We start from the raw sequence: 22,377 nt of genomic DNA, 5'->3' as shown, positions 1-22,377 counted from the left end.
CGAGTGTTTTTTATTAAACCAATATTTCCCCGCAGGGATTTTGTTGCCTTTTACCATCATTCAAATAAATTCATAAATTTAGCATGTGCAAGATTACCTTTTATTCATAGATACCGAAACCTCCGGCCTGCCCAAAAAGTGGGACCTTCCCTATTGTGATAACGACAACTGGCCCTATGCCCTGCAGGTGTCATGGATTGTATACAACAGGGACATGCAGGAGATAAAGCGCGAAGATCATTATATTAAGGATAATGACTTCACCATAAGCCCAAAAGCGTATGCTGTTCATGGCCTTACCCAGGAATATTTGGTTGAGCACGGTGAATGGCGGAGGGATGTAATGAACATGCTGGCCAACGATCTGCTTGAATATCAACCACTCGTAGTAGGTCATTTTATTGAGCTTGACCTGAATGTTGCAGGCGTTGAGTTTTACCGTACAGGCATCACCAATCCGCTTCAAAATTTAAAAACCTTTTGTACCATGCTGGCAACCACCAAATGGGTACAAAACCCGCAGACCAAGTATTTAAGGCTAAACCAATTGTACGAAGTGCTGTTTAACAAAACCTTCGACAGGCAGCACAACGCCCTTGAAGATGCCGAAGCTACCGCCGAGTGCTTTTTTGAGATGCTGAAACGCGGCGATATTAGCGAAGAGAGCGTAGAGCACCAGGAGGTTTACCTGCAAAAAATCCGCTCCGAAAAAAAATACCTTTTGCCCGCAGCCATCGTTTTAATTTTGATCATCATCATAGCTTTTTGGTTATATGGTTCAACGTCTTGAATTTTTAAGTAAAGTAGCCCCGTTTAACCTGCTGCCGGCCGATGTACTTGAACAGGTTGCCGATCAGTTGCAGGAGATCCGTTATAGCAAAGACACGGTTATTTACCAGCAGGAAGTAACCAAAATGCGCGGCGTAGACATCATTGCCGAAGGCGAATACGAATCCTTCTTTTACGACACCCAGCAAAATAAGCGATTATTGGAGCACCATCATCCGGGCTATTGCTATGGCGGCATTTCGGTGTTGCTTAACCGCAAGCAGTCTATCCGTACGGTGATCGCCAAAAAAGGTACAACAGTATTTTTCCTGCACCGCAAGGATTTCCGGTCGCTGTGCAAAGCGTACGAGGATTTTGTTCAATACTTTACCGCCGATTTCGGTAAGCGAATGCTGGATGATGAGTTCGCCCATTTTTATAAACGTCCGGCAACTTTTGAGGAAAGTTATATCGCTTCCGAACAATTGTATTCGCGCAAAATAGAAAGTATTGAATACCGCGAAATAGTTTCCTGTCCGCAAAGTACCCCTGTTTATGAAACCGCCCGCCTAATGGCTAAACACAAGGTGAGCTGCATTTTTATCCGCGATGAGCAAGCCAAAATTGTAGGCTATGTAACCGATATAACCCTGCGCGACAATGTGGTTTCCAAACAGGCTGATACGGCACAAGCAGTTGGCAACATTATGGATAATCCCATCGTTTGCATCAGCACCAATGCTTATGTTTACGAAGCCATTTTGATGATGTTCCGCACCAAAACGCGGTACCTGCTCATCAAAAACGGTGATGAATTTGTAGGCAGCATCAGCAGGAATAAATTACTGGCTGAGCAGGCACAGTCACCATTGGTATTTATCCAATCGGTAAAACAGGCCATATCTGTACAGGAACTTAAACGCAAATGGGAATCGGTACCGCAAATGGTTACACAATTGCTTGGTCGGGGTGTAAACGCCGAAATTGTAAACCAGGTGATCACCACCATTGCCGATACCATTGCCATAAAAGTGATTGAAAGCGTTATTGCAACAATGGGCCAACCACCGGCCAAATTTGTTTTCATGGTGCTTGGCAGCGAAGGCCGTAAAGAACAAACCTTTAAAACCGACCAGGATAACGCCATTATTTACGAAGATAAAGCCAACGAGCAGCGTGAGTTAGTGCGCGAATATTTCCTGAGCTTTGCCCAGCAGGTATCTGAAAAGCTTGATCATATCGGCTTCAGCTTTTGCACCGGCGGCTATATGGCCCAAAACCCCAAATGGACGCACTCTCTCTCCCATTGGAAACGCAATTACGAAAGTTGGATGACCGAAGCTGTTCCCGAAACTGTAATTCAGTTCTCTACATTTTTTGACTGCCGATACCTCTATGGCGAAGCCGGCATTATGGATGAGTTAAAAGAGTTTCTGGACGAGGAATTGCAAAAACCTTTGGGTAAGATCTTTTTCCATATGGCTAAAAATGCTTTGCAGTACGAGCCCCCCCTCACCTTTTTCAAAAACATCAAAACTTTTACCAAGGGCAGCCAGGAAGTTTTCGATATTAAAAAATCAATGACCCCTATCGTCGACCTGGTGCGAATGTACGCCCTGCGCCACCGTATTTTTGAGGTTAATACAGGCGAGCGGTTGAAGGCGCTAAAAGAGAAAGGTGTGTTCAACGAAAAAGAGGTTCATGAGCTGATCCAGTCGTACTATTTTTTAATGGGCCTGCGCCTCCGCAACCAGGCCTCCCAAATTATCAGGGACCGCACCGAACCCGACAACTACATCGACCCTGATAAACTCACCAAAATTGAAAAAGTAGCCTTAAAGGAGATTTTTAAAACGATAGATAACTTTCAAACAAGGATAAAGATGGAGTTTACTAATAATTTGTTTGGGTAAGGGGATGATAAATCTTCCTAACCGTCATGCCGAACTTGTTTCGGCACCCCACGCGCTAAGAAATACGCGTGCTAAGCATATCGCCCACCTGTCCCATGGGATCCCGAAACATGTTCGGGATGACGGACGCTTCATCTTAATTGTCATGCCGAACTTGTTTCGGCACCCCACATGCTAAGAAGTACACGTGCTAAGCATATCGCCCACCTGTCCCATGGGATCCCGAAACATGTTCGGGATGACGGACGCTTCATCTTAATTGTCATGCCGAACTTGTTTCGGCACCCCACATGCTAAGAAGTACACGTGCTAAGCGGACAGATTATAATTATTCTATTTCCAATTCTTCCTTCAAGTCTTTCATTGCAGCATTAACAGATTTGATCAAATTGATCTTCCAGTCCTTATGCCAATTCTTTAGTTGTTTTTCCCTATCAATGGCATCTGTTATTCTATGAAAATGTTCATAATAAACAAGATCGTACAAGCGATACTTTTTCACAAATAATGAACCTTCTCCATTAATATGTTGCCAAACTCTTGCACGCAAATCGCTGGTTACCCCGATGTAAAACGTAGTTCGATAGGTATTGGTCATGATATAAACATGACCTTGTTTGTCTGGCATTGTGATTTAGTTAATTATGCTAAATTATTCTATTCTCTTAATAAAAATAAAACTTTATCGCCTAAATACTTAGCATGTGGGATGCCGAAATAAATTCGGCATGACGGTTAGTTAGTAGTTAGTTACACCCCCATCTCCTCCAGCCTCGCATAAATCTCTATCATCGCTGCCTGGTCTATCAGGCTTTTGATGCGATGCTGGCCGAGCAGGTTTTTATCGTTCCGTTCCTGTTGCCATATACGGTTAGCGTCGTCGACAAAAAAACGAAATTGCTTTTTGTCTTTGTCAACACGATATAATTCCTGGTAACCACGAAGTAAAACTGCATTAAACCAATAATTGCCCGGCAACCGGTTGTTACGATAAAAATATTGTTCGGAAGCTTTGGCTATGCGACGGGCCTCGGTCAGGTATTTTTTATCATGGGTGATGTTATAGAGCAGCACATTGGCTTGCAGCATGGTGCCCGCGTTGTATGTATATATGGCCGAATCGATCTTTAACGACGGCACCTTTATGTTATCATAAAACAAGCCAGATGGCGCCAGCAGGTTTTTGTTTGTCCAGTTATAAGCCAGTAAAGCTGTGTCTAAATATTGTTTACGACCTGTTGCTTTGTACAGCTGCAAGGCCACCAATATCCCCGGACCATTTGAACAGGTATTTTTACTTTTCCGGTTGCCTTCTTCCCAATAAAAACCACCACCGGCTTCATTGGTATAACCGGTTAGCAAAAACCTGTAGATCATTTTAGAGGTTTCCAAATACTGTTTATTATGGGTACGGTTATAGGCATCCATCAGGGCAATGGCCACCCACTCGTTATCATCATAAAAACGCGAATCCTGTTTTTCCTTTGCTACCATGGCCTGGTAAGCCGGTGCAGGTGAACGAGGCGAATAATATTGCTGGATAGCAACCATAACAGGCTTAAGATATTGTTTGGAAGGTTCCAGCTCTTCCATTTCATTAGCAGCCTGCACCAGGGCACAAAGCGGCCATAAAAATGAATGGTTGCCCTTATTCTCTGCCGAATCGGTGGTTTCAAGGTACAGGCCGTTCTTCGGATCAGCAAAATAGGTGTTGATGTTTCGGTTAATGATCTTTATCCGCTCTTTGTAATTAGGTGTTTGGGCACTCGTACTAAAAGCTACGGTAAGACAAAGCAGGGCGATAAGTTTAATTTTCATAGATAATTGTATTTGAGACAGGTATAAGTCAGGTGCTAAAATAAGCCATAAAAGTGGTTGAATACTTTTATGGCTTTTATTGTTACAAAGCTGTTGTTTAAAATTTACCGGCCGCTTTCAGCGTTGCTGCAGCTTCAACCATCATTACACCGCTTAACTGGGTAGTGAGGTCTGTTGTTCCCGATGGTTTCTTTTTCCAGTCGGGGCTGATCATGAGCGATGGTCTTTCGATACCTGCCGTATATAGTGTTTCGGCATTAAATTTCAGGAAGCTGATAAACTTAGTTTTGTCTGCTTCTGAAACATCCGGATCAAGCGCCAGCAGTGTAAGATACCTGATCAGGATTCCCTTAAATAAACCACCGTCGCCCTGCCCTTCCGATTTCAGGATGCCGCCGGGTGAAATATCTGTATCATTAATGGTGGCATTAGCTGTGTTTACCGCATCGGTAAGGTAAGCAGCATCTTTGGTAACATGATAAAGTTCCAATGCAGCCCCGATAAACACACCCTGGTTATAGGTAAACTTCCACTTGCTGATCTGCCCGTCGCCATTGGCGTTGATACCATCCCAGATAATACCTGAAGGGTCAAGCAGGGTTTTCTTAAGCCAGGTATATAATCTTTTTGCTGTCGCGAGGTCGGCTTCATTTTTTTCCAAAGCATATAAACGGGCCGCAAAGATGATGGCCGGAGCATTTGCAGGTGTATTTTTATAATCCAACTGATTTTTACGCCAGGCTATACCGCCGCCCTGGTTGCTGTTTTCGCCGGTTTGAATATCTGTCCAAAGCGTGTGGGCTGCCGTTAGATAAGCGGCATCCTTTGTAGCATTGTAAGCCCTTAATGTAGCCAGATCCAGCCATTCCATATCATCGTAAAAATTATTGGAAAGACCGCCGTTAGTAGTTTTTATTCCGGCTAAAAGCGAGCTCATTCTTTGCTTGTAGATATCATTATTGGTGCGCAGGTAGGCATCGGTAAAAATATCAAGGGTATGGGCATTAGGCCAGTAATTAAAAGTGGTACTGCCGGCATTGTTCGCCACAAAATAATTTCCGTTTGCCGATATGAAGGTTGTGTATGTTTTTTCCTGTAATGAATCGGCTGTTTCGGCGTACTTATATTGCACCTTTGCCGAAGCTTTATTGCCGTACAAGGGGAAAGGCTTATCCTTTAAACACGATGAAAAAGTCATGGCTATGCCGCCTACAAGGACAGCAGTAGCTATGTTGAGCAATTTATTTTTCATAAAATATCTTTTATCGTCAACCTGCCGCCATATTTTGGCAACACGGCGGCAGGTAGGCGGTTAATATTATTTAACAGTAACAGAGTGGGTATAAGCAGCAGCATCAGCGCTAAAGTCAACTACGATATCGGCGTTGTGATTATCGGCTGCACCGGTAAACTTAAAGCAGAAATCATATTGCGAGTTGTTAACCGGCACCATGTACCAGAATGATTTGGCTGTATTGGCATCCGGGCGACTGTTATCCGAATTTTTGCTGCCATAAAACTGGGTTGAAGTGTTACCCGCAGCATCTTTAAAGGTAAAGCGGAACTTGTAACGCTCATCCCTACCCCATGATTCCTGGTGAAATACAATAGAAGCGTTATCTATTTCCCATTTACCACCGGCTTTGTAAGGGAGCGGGAACCATACTTTATTATCTGCCGCAAACCATAAACCAACCTCAGTTACTTCGGTTATAGTAGCCGATGCAGATGTAAAGTCAACTACGATACGCTCAACTTTAGTTGCGCCGGTTACGGTAGTGCTACCATCTTTCAGCAGCTTAATACCATCGATAGAGTAAGTAGCAGGAGTGCCTGTGTTACGTTCGGCAAAATGGTAGGTACCTGCTTTTAATGATGTCCAGGCCTCAAAAACACCCGCTGCAGTTTGTTTAAAATGTACCGCTTTGCTTAAGTCTTCGCCGCCTTCGGTTGCCGAACCTGTCAGGTACAGATCAGCAGGAATATCTGTAAAACCCGCAGCACGCTGCACTTCAATAATGCTTGATGCAGTCGCTTTAACCACATTGATACCTTTCGACGACATTACGGTCCATTTCAATTTACCGGTAGCCTGCGGTTGGATCCCGGCTAAATCGGCCACCTTATTCAGGTCTTTGTACGAGATGGTAAGCTTGTTGTAGAGTCCGTTAGCATCTGAAGGAATAGTATAAATTGGCTTTGAAAAATCGCCGCCTTCTTTATCAAAAGCAACCTCGTACAAAACCAGGCCATTGTCTTCGGCATGGGCTTCGGCCCATTCAAATGTGGCCGAACCGGTTACCGGCTCTAACTGGATGAATTTGTTATTTGCAGGAGCAAAAAGGTTGGTTACTGCCGATACCTGTGTATGTTGTAAGGTTTTATCCTTTTTGCAGCCTGTTACCATTAAAATGGCTATGATGCCTGCCATGAGGCAGTATGTAATATTTTTCATGATCGTAATTGATTATAATGTCTTTTTATAAATAATTAATGATTTACCAGCCCGGGTTTTGAGTTAGGTTAGGGTCAACAGCGCGCTCATCGCGAGGGATTGGCCAGAGGTAGTTTTTACCTTTGTCAAATGTGCGCAGGTTGGCCCTGATGTAGCCATTATCAACCGATGCCGGACCAAATTTGGCTCCGTGCGCCCAACCGTTCAGTACGGTTTCGGCAGTATGCCAACGACGGATATCAAACACCCGCAGGCCTTCCATAGCCAGTTCTACACGGCGCTCGTTACGTACAATGTTCCGTAAATCTGCCTGTCCGGTTGCACTGAAGTTAAGTGCAGGCGCATCGGTAAAACCGGCGCGGGCGCGTAAGGCTTTGATTGTTTTATCCCAAACACCGGCATCCAGCTGGCCAAGCTCATTTTTAGCTTCGGCATACATCAGCAACACATCGGCATAGCGGATTAATATTAAGTTTAAACCCGACTGAAAATTGGTGGCAGATGTAGGATCGTAATACTTACGGATATAGTAGCCAGTCGGCGAACTTACCTTTCCGGGAGCATATTCATCAAGCTTGGTAGGAGCAGGATCATCGCCCGGTTTGGTATATATAACCTGTGTTGTGTTATCAGGTTTTTTCCATTGATAGCCATTGTAAACAATAGTATTGGTTAGACGTGGATCGCGGTGAACGTACGGATTGTTTTCGTCGTAGCCCGAACCTGCATCAGATATTTTTTTTCCGTTATCCATCAGGTAACTGTCCACCAGTTCCTGGGTTGGCGCAAGTGCATTCAAACGCGCGCCCACAGCCAGCGGGGCCATATCAAAAAAGTTGCTGTAGGTACGCACAATAGGCACATATTCCAGGTCAAGCATTACCTCGCTGTTATATTCGTTTTGCGGCAAAAACACACCTTCATATGAGGGGAACAAGCTGTATGTACCATTACTATTATCGTTCATCAGCTTTTCGCAGGTAGCAGCAACTTCCTGCCAGCGGTTTTCATATAACAACACCCTTGCTTTAAGGGCAATGGCAGCGCCTTTAGTGATGCGCCCTCTGTCGGATTCTTTATAGGCGGTGTTCACCGGCAAATCGGCAGCCGCTGCATCAAGTTCTTTTAAAACAAAATCCACTACCTGCGCCTTCGGCGTACGTGCAACTGTTTTTGATTCTTCAATTGTAATATCGTGATCAAATAAAGGCACATCCCCCCACCAGGTCTCCAGCATAAAATAATGAAAAGCACGAATAAACCTTGCTTCAGCCTTCATACGGGCTTTCAGCGTTGCATCCATAGCGGTAACCTTATCAACATTCTCCAAAAAAATATTACAGGTTTTTATGCCGCTGTAGTGGAACCCCCACTCCTGTTTGATACGCCCTAACGACGGATCATATGTGCCCGCGGCAAGCGAGGCCACACCCTGGTTGTCACCACGGCCATTGTATGCATTATCCGACGCTCCTTCATTATAAAAGAAATAGTCGTTGTTATACATTTGAGTGTAGGCCGTATTAAGTACACTACCGGCCTTTTCAGTTGTCGTCCAGAAGTTGTTATCGGTAAATTTGTTTACCGGTGCCAGGTCAAGCTTTTTACAGGCCGGTGCCAACCCGGCAAGCAGTAAAAAGAAGGCAATTTTATGTGTTGATTTTTTTTTCATGATGGATAGTATTATAAGGTTACATCTAAGCCAAAACCATAATAAATTGGTGTTGGATAAGCGCGCGCGCTGTTTGCTCCACCTGCACTAAGGTTATTGTTGAACTCGGTCGATTCAGGATCTATAAACTTCATACCTGAAAAAGTGAGTACGTTTTGACCGGATACATAAGCCCGCAGTTTCTGCAAACCCAACTTCTTTGACCATGTAGCAGGTAAGGTATAGCCCAACTGCACATTTTTCACCCGCAGGTATTTGCCATCAAACAGATACATGTCTGACCCCCGCCTGAAATTATTTTCATTTGATTGACTACCGCTGGCTGCGAGTCTTGGGTAACGTGCGTCTGGGTTTTCAGGAGTCCAATAATCTAACTGGTGCTGATAAATAACCTGCGAATAATTTACGTGGAAGGGCTCAACCTGTTCGCCTCTTACAAACATGCTCCGCTTGCCCACGCCCTGTAAAAACAGGTTGAAGTCAAAACCTTTAAACGTAACATTATAGGTAAAACCGAAAGTCAATCGTGGGAATGGGTTGCCCAAAACAAACTTGTCGTTATCATCAATAATGCCGTCGCCGTTAACGTCAACATAACGATTGTCGCCAGGCGAAACAGTTAGGCCGGCTGGTTTAGGGCCTGTTTGGATATCATGGAGATTTTGAAAATAGCCATCGCGTTTTAAACCCACATACGAACCAATAGGCAGACCAACGCGGTTAATAACCTGCATCTCATCGTAAGTTTTTAACTGGTCGCCGCCTTCAAGGTATAAAACTTTGTTTTTACTATCGCCCACATTAAAGCTAAAGGAATGCTTAAAGTTTTGAGTGGTCAAATAATAATTAACCGTAAGTTCCCAGCCGTGGTTTTGCACCTTCCCCGCGTTATAACTTGGCAGCCCGGCGCCGAAAGTTCCGGGTACAACCGGCGGCAACAGGATATCACGTGTCGTTTTGTTGAAATAATCAACCGATACACTTAAACTGTTTTTAAAGAAATTGGCATCAACGCCGGCATTAAACGTTGCCGCGCGTTCCCAACGCAGGTTTGGATTGGCAAAATCAATAGTTATGCCGCCAACGCCGGAATTATTGAACCCGTAAGGATTGGGATTGATTGTTCCATCACCATTGCGGTAGGGCCCATAAGTACGCAGATACTGATAATCGCGCACACTCTGGTTTCCCAAAATACCATATGAGGCCCTTAACTTAATATCGCCTAATTTATCGCGATAGTTTTGCATAAAGGCCTCTTCTGTTAACCTGTAACCGCCCGAAACCGATGGAAAAAATGCGTTACGATTTTGTGTATTGAATTTGGATGAAGCATCCAAACGGAAATCGAACTCGCCGTAGAGCTTGTTTTTATACGAATAGTTAGCCCTGCCAAATAACGAGTTAAGACTGGTTTCTACCGTATTATTATTGGTGTTTGATGACGCCGGGTCGATAACGGTACCTGTAACTGGGGTTCCTAACTCGGGGTCGGTATACTTTAAATAAAGCCTGTTTGATTTATTAGTGGTCGATTCATTAGCAACACCAATAAGTACATCAACATTATGCGATTTATTAAATGTTTTAGTATACTGCGCCAGGAACTGTGCATTGGTAAACAGGTTTTTGTCGTTTTCGTCGTTGGTGTTTCTATCAGCACCGTAGGTACCCGACGGATAAAAATTAACCTGCATTACCCTGCCAAACATGTGGTTTGATAGCAAGGTACCACCAAATACACCTTTTAACTTCAGGTCTTTAGTGATGGAAAGTTCGGCATTAAGATTTCCAAATATGTTATCATTATCGCGTAACCGATAGCCACCTTTTTCGAGTATTCCCAACGGGTTAAACTCGGTAAGCACATCATTGGTAAGGTAGCGGCCCTGGTCGTCTTTGATCTTATAATAAGTAGGTGTACGACCAGCATCAACAATAAGGGTACCGGTGCTGTACGAATGTTCTTTAATTTCGGTACGTGAGTAGGCAAGTATGCCTGTTAACTTAAGCTTACCATAATTACTGGTAAGGTTCATTCTATAATTGTAACGCCTTAAGCCATAATTGGGACCAACCAGGTTACTTCGCTGGTCAGTAACCCCGGCCGATACCAGGAACGTAGTAGTGGCGTTTCCGCCGGTTAAAGCCAGGTTGTGATTTTGCTGCCATGCATCTTTTAAAATTGCATCCAAAAACCATTGCTGATCGCCTTGCTGCTGAAAGTCACGAATTTGCTGCGGACTGTAAATAGGCTGCAAACCGGCATTCACCACAGCCTCGTTACGCAAAATGGCATTTTCATAACTATGCACCGGCTTGTACCCAACATGCGGTGATTGGATGCCAGCCTGCCCATTATATGAAAGCGTTGTACGCGAATTATTTTTTCCTTTTTTAGTGGTAACCAAAATAACCCCATTGGCCGAGCGTGAACCATAAATAGCAGCCGAACCGGCATCCTTCAATACCGAAACACTTTCAATATCTAAAGGGTTGAGCAAGTTGATATCGCCGCCCGTAATACCATCAATAACTACCAACGGGTTATTATCATTCAAGGTACTCATACCCCGTATATTAATATTAGCGTAAGCGCCTGGCTCTGAACTGGTTTGCTGGATGATAAGGTTTGGGGATGTTCCCTGCAAAGCTTGTGTCAGGTTAACCGATGGTTTCGTCTCGATAGCCTTCGAGCTGACCTGGTCAACCGCGCCAATAACATTGGCGCGCCTTTGAGTTCCATAACCAATAACTACCACCTCGTTAAGAGAGGTTCTTTCAGGGATCAGCTGCACGTTCAGCGTAGTTTGGCTACCTACGGGCTGTTCCTTTGTGGTATAACCAATAAAGTTAAACACCAGTACAGCGTCAGCATCGGGCGCATCAATGGTGTAATTACCGTTAATATCGGTTACGGTGCCAATGGTTGTACCTTTAACCCGTACGCTTGCGCCGGGTATAACTAAGTTGTTTTCGTCGGTAACTTTACCTTTAACTTTGATGGGTTGCCTGGGGCCCTGCTCAATACCGCCGGTGCTGCTTTCAATCTCGGGCTTTTCATCAATAACGATAACATCATCGATGATCTTATAGCTGAGGTTGAAGGGAGTCAACACCTGATCAAGTACTTCCTTAATACTTTTGTCTTTAACCCTAAGGCTTATGACATAAGTTGGTTTAAGTACATTATCGGCATAGGCAAATTTGATATGCTTTTGGTTCGAGATCTTATCCAGCGCGTCGGTTAGTTTGGCATTTTTTAATTTGAGCGTAACCGATACCTCCAGAAATTTTTGGCCAAACGAGTTGTTTGCCACGGCCGTAAAGCACATGAGGCAAACCACAAAGCAGGCAAGCGAGGTAATTTTCATTAATATTAATACATGACGAATTACTCCATTTGAAAATAGAGATATATTCATAGATTTGAGAAAATTAAAGTGTTTGAAATTCAAGTGCTTCGTTCTGAATTGGACCTCTAAACGCTGCACTTATTAATAATCCGGCATTTTAGTTTAACCCTGTCAAAATCCCTTTTGAGCAGGGTTTTTTAATGTATTTATGTTGTCATAGCTTGTATTTAGGTTAACTGATAATTGGTATATCTCTTTTATTAGTTGGTTTTATGTTAGCAGCCCTTGCCTTTTAGCTGATAAGCCGGGCCCTTTTGCACAGCTTTTCCCTTCACCAGTTTCGATATGATCTTCATGATATTTTCCAGTGAAACATTGGTAAAGTTGGCGGTAATAGAGCAACGCGCCAGGTTAACATCGGCCTTTACGGTTACGTTGAAATGGCGGTTAATGGTGTTGAGCACTTCGGGCAGTGCCATGTTTTTAAATACCAGTTCGCCGTCTTTCCAACTACTTAGTGCATTCACATCAACCTGTTTATTTTTGGTGACAGAAAGGCCATCTTTGTTAAAAACAACCTCCTCGGCGGGGGTTAAAAATGTGGTTGTATTTTTTGCTGCACCGGCCGGAGTAACTACCCCAACTTTGCCGCTTAAAACGTCAACCTTAATAAAGCTTTCGTTAGCGTAGGCTTTGATATTGAAACTGGTACCCAATACATGGGTGCTCACCTGCCCCGTATGTATAATAAAAGCTTTGGCCGGATCATGCGCCACATCCAAAAAAGCTTCGCCTTCAAGTTTAATCTCACGTTTTTCGCCGCGGAAAGTTTCAGGATAGGTAAGTTTACTGCCTGCGTTTAACCATATCTTAGTACCATCGGCAAGGGTAAAGTTTATAGTTTGCCCGTTAGCAGCAACTAATTGCTTGCTGGCGATAGGATCTAAACGATCAAGCAGGGCATAACGGTAATGATAGGCGGCAGTTACCGTTATGCATAAACCGGCAAGCAGCGAGGCTGCAACCATCCATCTTTTTGATTTGCCGGGAGTTTTCTTTTCTGCATTATCTAAAGTAGCATTGATCCTGCTGTATAAACCGTCGGCGTTAAATTCCACATCATCACCTGCTTCGTTTTGTACGCTGCGGAGATCAAGCTCATCGAAATACTTATTCACAAGCTCTTCCTGCAAATGCCTGTCATTTGCACCGGATTGTTTTTTTCTGAAAGGGAATTTTGCCATGGTTTATAATTGCAGGATGCAATAAACCGGGGTACCCCCTAAAGCAATTGAAAATATTTTTTTATTTCTATTTGCCAAACATATGCAGCAATACCAGCACCACTACCGATGGCAGATAGTCGGTTAAACCGGTACGCAGGTATCTTAAAGCGATAGTGATCTGATTTTCGACGGTTTTAATAGAAATGTTTAGCCGGGTAGCTATCTCTTTATTGCTGAGATACTCTTTACGGCTAAGGGTAAAGATCTGCCGGCATTTTTCGGGGAGTTGAGCTACGCCATCTTCCAGTAAATGAGCAATATCATCCTGGAACAACTTACTATCAGCTGAATATTTTTCAACCAGTGTCTCAATCACGGTGAGATCTACCGATGCCTTTTTTGTGCGCAGATAAAATAATACCCTGTGCCTTATGGCCACTTTGAGGTAAGCCTCAAGCGAAGTGATATTTAGCTGGTTACGCTTTGTCCACAGATCAATAAATAACTCCTGCACCAGGTCTTCACAAACATCCTTATCCCTGAAAAGATTATAAGCGGCATAAAACAACTTCGAGGAATATTTATGGTACAGAATTTCAAATGCCTTACGGTCATCAAGCCTTAACTGCTCCAATAACCGGGCATCGGGCCACATTTGATATTCCTTATCGTGAAGCATAGCGGCGGTAAAACGGTTTACTGATCGGTAGGGCATATTTACAAGAAAAATTTTAAATAAAAAAACTTTTAAATATTCCTCCCGCTAAACACAGTTACCTCATCAACTAATAAAACGTAAAGAAATAGTGTTCGGCACACCGGTTTTAATTGATTGAATAGTTGCCTTTCTCTTGCCCTACCGCTTCTCAATATCTAACTTTGTATTATGTCAGTCGCCCAAAATATAAAGGTTGCCGTTGATGCCGTAGTATTTGGATATACCTCCAAGGAGGGATTGTCCGTACTGCTTATCAAACGCAATATCGAACCTTTTAAAAACAGCTGGGCACTGCCGGGCGGCCTGGTGGGTGACCATGAATCATTAGAGGAAGCTATTCAGCGTGAGCTAAGGGAGGAAACCGGCGTAAATATCACTTACCTGGAGCAACTGTACAGCTTTGGCCAGCCGGGGCGCGACCCGCGTAACCGGGTGATCTCCATAACTTATTATGGCCTTGTACGGCCGGATGCCTTTGTTGTTAAAGCCGCTACCGATGCCAGCGATGTAAACTGGTTCAACATCAAAAAGCTTCCCGCCCTGGCGTTCGATCATACTACCATTATCAGCGTAGCGCGCGAACGCCTTAAAAGCAAAATGCTTTATCAGCCCGTGGGCTTTGAGCTGCTTGAAGAAAAATTCCCCTTCTCCGAGCTCGAAAAGCTTTACCTCGCCGTGCTCGACCGTCCTATCGACCGCCGTAACTTTAAAAAGAAGATCACCAAATACGGTTTCCTCGAAGAAACTACCGAAAAACAAGCCCTCGAAGGCGCCGGCAGACCGGGTAACCTTTTCCGCTTTAACGAGGAAAAGTATTTTCAGTTGAAGAAAGAGGGCATTAGTTTCGAGATATAGCGAGCCCCCTCTAAATCTCCCCCGGTTGAGGAGACTTTTAACTTTTCCATCGTCCCGAATTTATTTCGGGATCCAACATGCTAAGTCACCGCTATGCTTGCGCCTCGGCTTATGGCGTGCTGAAATAAGTTCAACATGCCCACATCCGTCGTCCCGAATTTATTTCGGGATCTCACATGCTAAGTCTCCGCTATGCTTGCGCCTCGGCTTGTGGGGTGCTGAAACAAGTTCAGCATGACCTGTTTATTTTACCAGCATTATAAAATGCTCTAAAAAAATAAAAAAATAATTTGCGTATTAAAAACACATATTTATATTTGTGTATAATTAACGCAAATTAGAAATGAAAACAGGAGTAATTATAGCACGCTTTCAAACGCCATACCTGCATGAGGGTCACAGGGAATTGATAGCACAAGTTAAGCAAAACCATGCCAAACTAATTATATTACTGGGCGTTAGCCCCATAAAAGGCAGCCGCAAAAACCCTTACGACTATTACACGCGTGAAAAAATGATTAAAAAAGATTATCCTGAAATTGTGGTGCTGCCCATCAGCGATAATCCGAGCGATAAAATATGGTCAGATAACCTGGACAACCTGCTGAAAAGTGTTTTCAATGCCGAGCAGTTTTGTTTGTACGGCAGTCGCGATAGCTTCATTCCCTACTATAGCGGTAAATTTGAAACCATCGAACTGTCCGAGCATGGCGACTACAACGCCACCGAATTGCGCAAACAATACGCCGATAAGGTTTTTGACTCAAATGATTTCCGCGCCGGCATCCTGTACGCTTACTATAACCAATATCCAAAGGTGTACCCTACGGTGGATGTAGCCCTGTTCAGGAATAACCGCAGCGAGATCCTCTTAGGCAAAAAAGCCATCAACAATAAATGGCGTTTTGTGGGCGGTTTTTCCGACCCGGAAGATGCCTGTTATGAAGATGCTGCCAAACGCGAGCTTACCGAAGAGTGCGGCGAAATGCAAACCACCGCCATGCAGTACGAAACATCGGCCAAAATAAACGACTGGCGCTACCGCAGTGAAGCCGATAAAATCATTACCCTGCTGTTTAGCTGCGACTTTATTGAAGGAGAACCAAAGGCCAAGGATGATATTGCCGACCTGGCCTGGTTTAAACTTACCGACCTGCCATTGATGATAAAAGATGGCGCCATAAGCGAAGAACACATTGAATTGTTTAATTTCATCACCGGCAAATACTTTAAAAATTAAAGCCATGAAAAAGGAAAATCTGATCCTCTTAGCCGACGCTTATAAATACGCCCACCATAAATTTTACTACCCCGGCACCACCAATATTTATAGTTACCTGGAAAGCCGTGGGGGCATGTTCAACGAAACCGTTTTTTTCGGCCTGCAATATTTTTTGAAGGAATACCTGCAGGGACCGGCCTTTAACCAGGTTGACCTGGACGAAGCCGATGAATTTCTAAAACAGGTTTTCGGGCGCAATGATGTGTTTGATTGCAGCAAGTTTCAATACATATTGGATAAATACAACGGTCACCTGCCGGTACGCATCAAAGCTGTACCCGAAGGCACCAGCGTACCCACCGGTAACGTGCTCATGACCATTGAAAATACTGATCCTGAATGTTACTGGCTCACCAACTTCCTCGAAACCCTGTTGATGCAGGTTTGGTACCCCTGCACCGTAGCTACGCTGAGCCACGAGGTTAAAAAAGTAGTTACCCAATACTATGAAGAAACCGCCACACCCGAAGCTTTTGGTGGAATTGCCTTTGTGTTGAATGACTTCGGTTTCCGCGGGGTGAGCAGCGTGGAGAGCGCGAAAATAGGTGGAGCCGCCCACCTGCTTAGCTTTGCAGGCAGCGATAACCTGGCAGGCTCAGGCATGGCTATTAAATATTACCATGCAGAGAAGGTTTACGGCCTCAGCATTCCGGCTACGGAGCACAGCATTTGTACCCTGCTTGGGCAGCAAGGCGAACTGGAAGTGTTTAAGCATGTGCTGCGCAGCTTCCCTACCGGCGTCATTGCCTGTGTAAGCGATAGCTATAATATTTTCCGTGCCTGCAGCGAGTACTGGGGCGAGGATTTGAAACAGGAGATCCTGAAACGCGACGGCACCCTGGTGATCCGCCCCGATAGCGGCGACCCGGTCATGACCTTATTGGAGATCTTTAACATCCTGTTCGATAAGTTCGGCTTTACCACCAATGCCAAGGGCTATAAAGTACTGCCTCCGCAGGTTAGGGTGATCCAGGGCGACGGGGTTAATTATACCGAGATCGGCGTGATTTACAAAGCCCTTAAAGAAAACGGCATCAGCGCCGAAAACCTGGTGCTGGGCATGGGCGGCGCATTACTGCAAAAAGTCGACCGTGATACCCAAAAGTTCGCCCTGAAATGTAGCAGCGCTGTTATCAACGGCAAAGAGGTAGATGTTGAGAAAAGTCCGGCCGAAATGGACGCCCGTGGCAACATTACCACCAGCTTTAAAAAGAGCAAAGGCGGCAGGCTCAAACTGGTAAAAACTGCCGAAGGCTACAAAACCATTCAGCAGGATGAGCACCCCGAACTGGCCGACCAACTCCAAACCGTTTTTGAGAACGGCCATATCATGAAAGATTTTACCTTTGAACAGGTAATAGATACCTTACAGAACCAATAAATCACATTAACAAAAAAGCTTTATGCGTTAGGCCTTCTGCTTTAAGCTCTTATATAATGAAGAAACTACTTTTTGCCATAACCGGATATGAATACCTTTCCGAAAAAGTGCTTGCCCTTGGCCATTGCGAACGCGGAGAAATTGAAGTAAGTCACTTTACCGATGGCGAGCGTTACCAGCGTATCCTATCCAACGTAGAAGGCCGCGAAGTGCTGCTGATAGGCGGCACCGTCAGCGACAGCGCCACGCTTGAACTGTACGACCTTGCTTCGTCGCTGGTAAGTTATGGTGCCGATTCGCTTACGCTGGTGATCCCCTACTTTGGTTACAGCACCATGGAACGCGCCGTAAAACCCGGCGAAATTGTGACCGCCAAAACCCGCGCCCGCCTGCTTTCGGCAATCCCCAAATCAAACCGGGGCAATAAAGTGATGCTGTTCGATCTGCATAGCGAAGGCATCCAGTACTACTTTGAGCAGGACCTGTACCCCGTACACGTGTACTGTAAGGATATTGTAATTGAAGCGGCTACCCGTTATGGCGGCGATAATTTTGTAATGGCCAGCACCGATGCTGGTCGTGCCAAATGGGTTGAGTCATTAGCTAACGACATGGGCGTAAATGCCGCCTTCATTCTCAAACGCCGCCTCAAAGGCGATCACACCGAAGTAAGCGCTATCAATGCCGACGTAGCTGGAAAAACGGTCATTATCTATGACGATATGATCCGCTCGGGCGGCAGCATCGTAAACGCCGCGATGACTTACAAAAATGCCGGTGCCGGGGATATTTATGTGATCACCACACATGGTTTATTTGTGAACGATGGCATTGGAAAGTTAAAAGCCTGCGGGGCTATTAAGAAACTCATTTGTACCGATACGCATGTGAACTGTAAGGATTTGGAAGGAGATGATTTTGTTGAAGTGAGGACTGTGGCGGGGTTGATTTGTGGGTGAGGGAAATAATTAATTAAAACTGAGCTTACACCGACGAAAGTATGCTTATTAAATAATTAATATCGTCCCTTTTTACAATATCAAAAAAAAACAATTCATATTGTTCTCCGATATATAATAATTTTATATTTGATAAACCACAAACCTAATGACACAAGAACTATTTGACGAATTACTCAGTAATGGAGAAAACGAAACAGTTGACTTTAAGGAGCATTCTTACTTTTACAACCTATTATCAAATAACAAAAAGGATAAAGACGCTGAATTACTTAAAGATATTATTTCTTTCACCAACACCGTAAGAGATCAGAGTGCATATATATTAATTGGAGTTAAAGAAATATCGGGGAAAGGGATTCCAATAGGTATAGATGAAAGTGAGGCAATTGATAATTCCATTATCCAGTCTAAAATCAAAGATAAATCTTCGCCTGTACCTAAATTTTCCTATTACCCTTTCTACAATAATGAGGGAAAACGATTTGATATTGTTGAGATTCCGGTTGCTTGGTATCCATCCCCTTGCGTATCCACGGTTAGCATAGGCAATCTATTGGAGCGAAATCAAGTATATATACGAAGGGTAAGTAGTAATGAAAAAGCAAATTATGATGAAATTATAAGAATTAAAGCTTGGCTGGATGCATTACCCAAAAACATAAATATTAAACCCGCTATTGGTAAATCTTCGGTTAAAAGTTCAGCAAAGACTTTTGAATTTGATGAAGAAACTATTCAGCGTCTATTTGGAAATGAAGCTGCCGAGGACGAAGATATTGATCGTTTAAAAGAATATTACTTCAAAAATGATATTTTTAGTAAAATCTCTGTCGACTTGCCTCTTAGGATTCTCGTTGGTCATAAGGGGATTGGAAAATCTGCACTTTTCAAAGTAGCAATTTCTGAAGATAGTTTAAAAGGTAAATTGCCAATCATCATTAAACCCGATGATGTTTACAATATAGCTAACGACTCTGTCGAATTTTTAGATTTAATTAGAACTTGGAAAGAAGGGCTGTACAATGTAATTATTAAGAAAGTTTTTGCTGCTTTTGGAATTCGCAAAAAAATTGAGTTCAAATATGACGATATACAAGAAGAACTACTTTCTGTAATAATAGAACATTTAAATTTAGCTTTAGATGAGGGAACTTTATCCTCCGCAAGTCAATCAATTTTAGATAAGTTTTTAGAAACCCCCAAAATAATTGTCTACATCGATGACTTAGATAGGGGTTGGTTAGGTGGCAAATCTGCAACTAATAGGATATCAGCTCTATTAAATTCAGTGCGGGATATTAGCAACACGAACAAAGGAATTTACTTTAGAATATCTCTCAGATCCGATGTCTACTTTTTAGTTAGAACTTCAGACGAAAGTACAGATAAAATTCAGAGTTCTGTAATATGGTATCGATGGAGCTATCACGAAATACTTGCGTTACTTGCAAAAAGAGTAATTACTTTTTTTGGTGATGAAATAGATGAAAATTCTCTTAAAGCTTTGCACCAAGGGGAATTATCAAAATATCTTAACAAAATAATTGAACCTGTTTTTGCTGGTGAAGGAAGATGGGAAAATAGGGAGATGTACAAAGTTTTACTTTCGGTAATAAGAAAAAGACCAAGAGATTTGGTTAAGTTATTAACTCTTGCTGCCAGAAATGCAAACTCAAGAGGTTCAAATTTTATACTTACAAAAGATCTTCAAGCAATTTTTGATGAGTATTCACTTGATCGAATACAAGATGCAATAAACGAATATAAGTCCGAACTTCCCGCTATTGAACGACTTATTTTTGGCATGAAACCAAGTAAAAGAAGTAATAAGGCATCTGACAGCTTTTATTACGATACACCTTCATTACTTTTAAAATTAAACAAACTTATTGAACGAGGAGACTTCAAATTCTCAAATGGGGGCATTGCCGATGCAAAACAATTAGCAGCATTCTTATATAAAATAAATTTTATTACCGCCACTAAAAAACAAGATGATGGCTTTATTGATAGAAAAGATTTTGAAATCAATAGATATTTAGCTCCCAAATTTGAAGATTTTGGCTATGATTGGGAAGTTCACATGGCTTATAGATGGGGATTAGATCCAAATGTGACAAAGGATGTATATTCTGAAATATTTTAGGTATCTGCTCTAAAAGCTTCATTTATGTCGCCTTCAGACGAAGTATAGTAAGCAATTTACAGAGTTAAGAACTCTCCTGCGAAAGCACTCGTATTGGTGCAAATAAAAGATTATTCAAAGACGATAAGACATGGCAATACTGGATCAACTATGGCCAACACTTTGGCAACTTAAACACAATAGTATTGTCTTAAACTTGTTAGTTGAAAAATATCAAAATTATAATAGAAGAATTAATTTATTAATTGTTTTGGCGTCATCTTCAAGCGTAGGAGCCTGGGCAGTGTGGAAACAATTTCCTATTGTCTGGAGTTCCATAATTATTGCTTCTCAAATAGCCACAGTAATTAAGCCTTATTTTCCATATACAAAATATATTCGTGAATTTAATTCGAAATGTTCAAAAGTAGACATTATCGTTACTGAGCTGGAGTTTCTTTTTGCGAAAAAAGGCTCGGCTGATGAAAAAGAAATGAAGACTATCGAAAGAGATTATATGAATTTAAAAAGAGAAATTAACAAAACTTTAAATTTCTCGGATGACTTACTTTTTAAAACGTCAAAGAAAATGGAGGTACTTGCTGATAAAAAGCTTGCTTCTTATCTTAAAATAAATTATGATATAGATTCTTAAAACTAAAATTATGAGTAACAAAGACAAATCTCTGCCTAAACAGCAACCGCAACCACAACCGAAATCTGGAGGCTATGTAGAACATCAGCGTTCGGAAAAACTACAAGAGAACAGATTACCGACATCAAGTTTGAATCCACCCGAACCCAAGCCAAAACCTGGTGGCGGTGATAAAAAATAATTGTTCTTTCAAGTGTTCGAAGCATTAAAAGTGCTTCGGACACTTGCGACCAATTTCCGCAGCGCCCCTATCTCGTCCTGACATAGTTTTACAATGCAATAAACAAAGAAGGGAAGACACTTAAAAATTACCCCTCCAACTGGCGCGAGTATAAGGAAGAACAGTTTATAGAAGAGATTTAGAACAAAAACAAAATGAAGAACCGTGAATCATTAAAAGAATTATGTCTGATCCTGCATGAGTTAAAAGAAAATTTAGCTGCAGAAAAATCAAGAACCCGCAAGCTCCTTGAAAATCCTCCCTCTAAAGCAAATTTAGATACTGTAGGAAATATTGAAAGATTAATAGATTATAAGTTCGCAATTGATGACTCTAAAGAGAAAACAGACCAATTGGAACAGCAAATTAAGAGTTATAGTGAGAAAGCCACAACGCTATTAAAGATAGCCGAAGTACCTCCTGGAAAAAAATTTGATGTTCCTTTTGCTGAAAAAAGCAGCATAGAAGTTTGGTACGACACTGAAGGAAATATCACCTCAAATGGACCTATTAGCCATTCCTAATGAATAGGACTCCAACTGGCGCGGGTATGCAGCGCAGGCAATAGCGTGTACCCCTCGCTGGCGCACGCGTGTTAAGGCTGCCTGTCTCGTCCTAAAAAAAGTTTACAGTTGGTCTTGTCCGGATTTTGGTTTACAGTTTTTGGAGGGTTAAAGTATTATTTGTTGTACTAAGTTAATAATTGTTTTTAAAGTAATTATTGATTTACTGTGCGGGCGACGGTGCTTTCTTTCTTCTATTCTTCCAGTGCTTCATAAGCGGTTCTGTACTCTGATGGGCGTATGCCGGTGTCAGGTTACTGCAACTCATATGCGGCCTAACGTTGTTATAAGCCTCTACAGCACTCTTAACAGCTAATAGCGCTTCTGGCCGTGATTTGAATATCCGGCTTAACTGAAATTCGGTTTTAAGAATACCATTTATTCTTTCAGCGATAGGATTCTCATATG

Annotated in this window: 19 protein-coding genes; 10 read left to right on the top strand and 9 right to left on the bottom strand. The window is 42.8% G+C overall.

Translation table 11 applies throughout. From position 1 onward, the window contains the following. Window positions 1-85 precede the first annotated feature (85 nt). The gene (locus tag BLP33_RS07875) at window positions 86-790 is read left to right on the top strand and encodes a 3'-5' exonuclease (protein ID WP_090526306.1); all 705 of its coding nucleotides are present in this window, start codon (window positions 86-88) and stop codon (window positions 788-790) included. Further along, window positions 774-2,681 (top strand): DUF294 nucleotidyltransferase-like domain-containing protein, encoded by a 1,908-nt coding sequence (locus BLP33_RS07870; RefSeq protein ID WP_090526305.1) that lies wholly within the window; start codon window positions 774-776, stop codon window positions 2,679-2,681. The genes BLP33_RS07875 and BLP33_RS07870 overlap by 17 nt, the downstream gene beginning before the upstream one ends. A 328-nt stretch (window positions 2,682-3,009) precedes the next feature. Here the strand turns inward: BLP33_RS07870 and BLP33_RS07865 are convergent, their stop codons facing one another. From BLP33_RS07865 to BLP33_RS07830, 8 genes are all read right to left on the bottom strand, one after another. Then, the gene (locus BLP33_RS07865; protein ID WP_090526303.1) at window positions 3,010-3,309 is read right to left on the bottom strand and encodes a GIY-YIG nuclease family protein; all 300 of its coding nucleotides are present in this window, start codon (window positions 3,307-3,309) and stop codon (window positions 3,010-3,012) included. 122 nt (window positions 3,310-3,431) lie between these two features. Further along, entirely contained in the window at window positions 3,432-4,499 is a 1,068-nt protein-coding gene (locus BLP33_RS07860; RefSeq protein ID WP_090526301.1) for a glycoside hydrolase family 76 protein, read from the bottom strand. Window positions 4,500-4,596: 97 nt separating this feature from the next. Further along, window positions 4,597-5,751 carry a glycoside hydrolase family 76 protein gene (locus tag BLP33_RS07855; protein ID WP_090526299.1) on the bottom strand — a complete coding sequence of 385 codons (1,155 nt, stop codon included), beginning with the start codon at window positions 5,749-5,751 and terminating at the stop codon, window positions 4,597-4,599. A gap of 66 nt (window positions 5,752-5,817) precedes the next feature. After that, window positions 5,818-6,954 carry a SusE domain-containing protein gene (locus tag BLP33_RS07850; RefSeq protein ID WP_090526297.1) on the bottom strand — a complete coding sequence of 379 codons (1,137 nt, stop codon included), beginning with the start codon at window positions 6,952-6,954 and terminating at the stop codon, window positions 5,818-5,820. A gap of 43 nt (window positions 6,955-6,997) precedes the next feature. Beyond that, a complete protein-coding gene (locus tag BLP33_RS07845; protein ID WP_090526295.1) occupies window positions 6,998-8,626 on the bottom strand; it encodes a RagB/SusD family nutrient uptake outer membrane protein in 1,629 nt (542 codons plus the stop codon). An 11-nt stretch (window positions 8,627-8,637) separates the two neighbouring features. Further along, window positions 8,638-12,000, bottom strand: coding sequence for a TonB-dependent receptor (locus tag BLP33_RS07840; RefSeq protein WP_175489970.1), 3,363 nt, complete (start codon window positions 11,998-12,000; stop codon window positions 8,638-8,640). Between the two features lie 257 nt (window positions 12,001-12,257). Further along, entirely contained in the window at window positions 12,258-13,226 is a 969-nt protein-coding gene (locus tag BLP33_RS07835; protein ID WP_090526291.1) for a FecR family protein, read from the bottom strand. Between the two features lie 67 nt (window positions 13,227-13,293). Continuing rightward, window positions 13,294-13,923 carry an RNA polymerase sigma-70 factor gene (locus tag BLP33_RS07830; protein WP_090526289.1) on the bottom strand — a complete coding sequence of 210 codons (630 nt, stop codon included), beginning with the start codon at window positions 13,921-13,923 and terminating at the stop codon, window positions 13,294-13,296. Between the two features lie 171 nt (window positions 13,924-14,094). Here BLP33_RS07830 and BLP33_RS07825 point away from each other — a divergent pair, with 171 nt between their 5' ends. The 8 genes from BLP33_RS07825 (at window position 14,095) to BLP33_RS07795 (ending at window position 21,930) form a co-directional block, all read left to right on the top strand. Further along, window positions 14,095-14,781 carry an NUDIX hydrolase gene (locus BLP33_RS07825; protein WP_090526287.1) on the top strand — a complete coding sequence of 229 codons (687 nt, stop codon included), beginning with the start codon at window positions 14,095-14,097 and terminating at the stop codon, window positions 14,779-14,781. 343 nt (window positions 14,782-15,124) lie between these two features. Next, entirely contained in the window at window positions 15,125-16,021 is an 897-nt protein-coding gene (locus BLP33_RS07820; RefSeq protein WP_090526285.1) for an NUDIX domain-containing protein, read from the top strand. A gap of 4 nt (window positions 16,022-16,025) precedes the next feature. Further along, complete coding sequence (locus BLP33_RS07815) at window positions 16,026-17,444, top strand: nicotinate phosphoribosyltransferase (protein WP_090526283.1); 1,419 nt, start codon at window positions 16,026-16,028, stop codon at window positions 17,442-17,444. A gap of 56 nt (window positions 17,445-17,500) precedes the next feature. Continuing rightward, entirely contained in the window at window positions 17,501-18,403 is a 903-nt protein-coding gene (locus BLP33_RS07810) for a ribose-phosphate diphosphokinase (protein WP_090526281.1), read from the top strand. A 148-nt stretch (window positions 18,404-18,551) separates the two neighbouring features. Next, complete coding sequence (locus tag BLP33_RS07805) at window positions 18,552-20,552, top strand: AlbA family DNA-binding domain-containing protein (RefSeq protein WP_090526279.1); 2,001 nt, start codon at window positions 18,552-18,554, stop codon at window positions 20,550-20,552. Between the two features lie 130 nt (window positions 20,553-20,682). Further along, complete coding sequence (locus BLP33_RS07800) at window positions 20,683-21,186, top strand: hypothetical protein (RefSeq protein WP_090526277.1); 504 nt, start codon at window positions 20,683-20,685, stop codon at window positions 21,184-21,186. 10 nt (window positions 21,187-21,196) lie between these two features. Further along, the gene (locus BLP33_RS27415; RefSeq protein ID WP_175489969.1) at window positions 21,197-21,367 is read left to right on the top strand and encodes a hypothetical protein; all 171 of its coding nucleotides are present in this window, start codon (window positions 21,197-21,199) and stop codon (window positions 21,365-21,367) included. A 194-nt stretch (window positions 21,368-21,561) separates the two neighbouring features. Further along, window positions 21,562-21,930: a hypothetical protein gene (locus BLP33_RS07795; RefSeq protein ID WP_090526274.1), complete on the top strand. Its 369-nt coding sequence runs from the start codon at window positions 21,562-21,564 to the stop codon at window positions 21,928-21,930. Window positions 21,931-22,132: 202 nt separating this feature from the next. Here the strand turns inward: BLP33_RS07795 and BLP33_RS07790 are convergent. After that, on the bottom strand, window positions 22,133-22,377 hold a 245-nt coding region (locus tag BLP33_RS07790), incomplete at its 5' end, for an integrase core domain-containing protein (RefSeq protein WP_139159956.1).

Source organism: Mucilaginibacter sp. NFR10 (assembly GCF_900100445.1).
In the GTDB taxonomy this organism is placed as follows: Bacteria; Bacteroidota; Bacteroidia; order Sphingobacteriales; family Sphingobacteriaceae; genus Mucilaginibacter; species Mucilaginibacter rubeus.
Note: the sequence above shows the minus strand (reverse complement) of the source record. Positions and strands in the feature narration are given on the sequence as shown.

Bases quoted from the DNA above. Each gene is read 5' to 3' on its own strand.
- BLP33_RS07870 (WP_090526305.1), top strand. From the start codon at position 774: ATGGTTCAACGTCTTGAATTTTTAAGTAAAGTAGCCCCGTTTAACCTG.
- BLP33_RS07865 (WP_090526303.1), bottom strand. From the start codon at position 3,309: ATGCCAGACAAACAAGGTCATGTTTATATCATGACCAATACCTATCGA.
- BLP33_RS07860 (WP_090526301.1), bottom strand. From the start codon at position 4,499: ATGAAAATTAAACTTATCGCCCTGCTTTGTCTTACCGTAGCTTTTAGT.
- BLP33_RS07855 (WP_090526299.1), bottom strand. From the start codon at position 5,751: ATGAAAAATAAATTGCTCAACATAGCTACTGCTGTCCTTGTAGGCGGC.
- BLP33_RS07850 (WP_090526297.1), bottom strand. From the start codon at position 6,954: ATGAAAAATATTACATACTGCCTCATGGCAGGCATCATAGCCATTTTA.
- BLP33_RS07845 (WP_090526295.1), bottom strand. From the start codon at position 8,626: ATGAAAAAAAAATCAACACATAAAATTGCCTTCTTTTTACTGCTTGCC.
- BLP33_RS07840 (WP_175489970.1), bottom strand. From the start codon at position 12,000: ATGAAAATTACCTCGCTTGCCTGCTTTGTGGTTTGCCTCATGTGCTTT.
- BLP33_RS07835 (WP_090526291.1), bottom strand. From the start codon at position 13,226: ATGGCAAAATTCCCTTTCAGAAAAAAACAATCCGGTGCAAATGACAGG.
- BLP33_RS07830 (WP_090526289.1), bottom strand. From the start codon at position 13,923: ATGCCCTACCGATCAGTAAACCGTTTTACCGCCGCTATGCTTCACGAT.
- BLP33_RS07825 (WP_090526287.1), top strand. From the start codon at position 14,095: ATGTCAGTCGCCCAAAATATAAAGGTTGCCGTTGATGCCGTAGTATTT.
- BLP33_RS07820 (WP_090526285.1), top strand. From the start codon at position 15,125: ATGAAAACAGGAGTAATTATAGCACGCTTTCAAACGCCATACCTGCAT.
- BLP33_RS07815 (WP_090526283.1), top strand. From the start codon at position 16,026: ATGAAAAAGGAAAATCTGATCCTCTTAGCCGACGCTTATAAATACGCC.
- BLP33_RS07810 (WP_090526281.1), top strand. From the start codon at position 17,501: ATGAAGAAACTACTTTTTGCCATAACCGGATATGAATACCTTTCCGAA.
- BLP33_RS07805 (WP_090526279.1), top strand. From the start codon at position 18,552: ATGACACAAGAACTATTTGACGAATTACTCAGTAATGGAGAAAACGAA.
- BLP33_RS07800 (WP_090526277.1), top strand. From the start codon at position 20,683: ATGGCAATACTGGATCAACTATGGCCAACACTTTGGCAACTTAAACAC.
- BLP33_RS27415 (WP_175489969.1), top strand. From the start codon at position 21,197: ATGAGTAACAAAGACAAATCTCTGCCTAAACAGCAACCGCAACCACAA.
- BLP33_RS07795 (WP_090526274.1), top strand. From the start codon at position 21,562: ATGAAGAACCGTGAATCATTAAAAGAATTATGTCTGATCCTGCATGAG.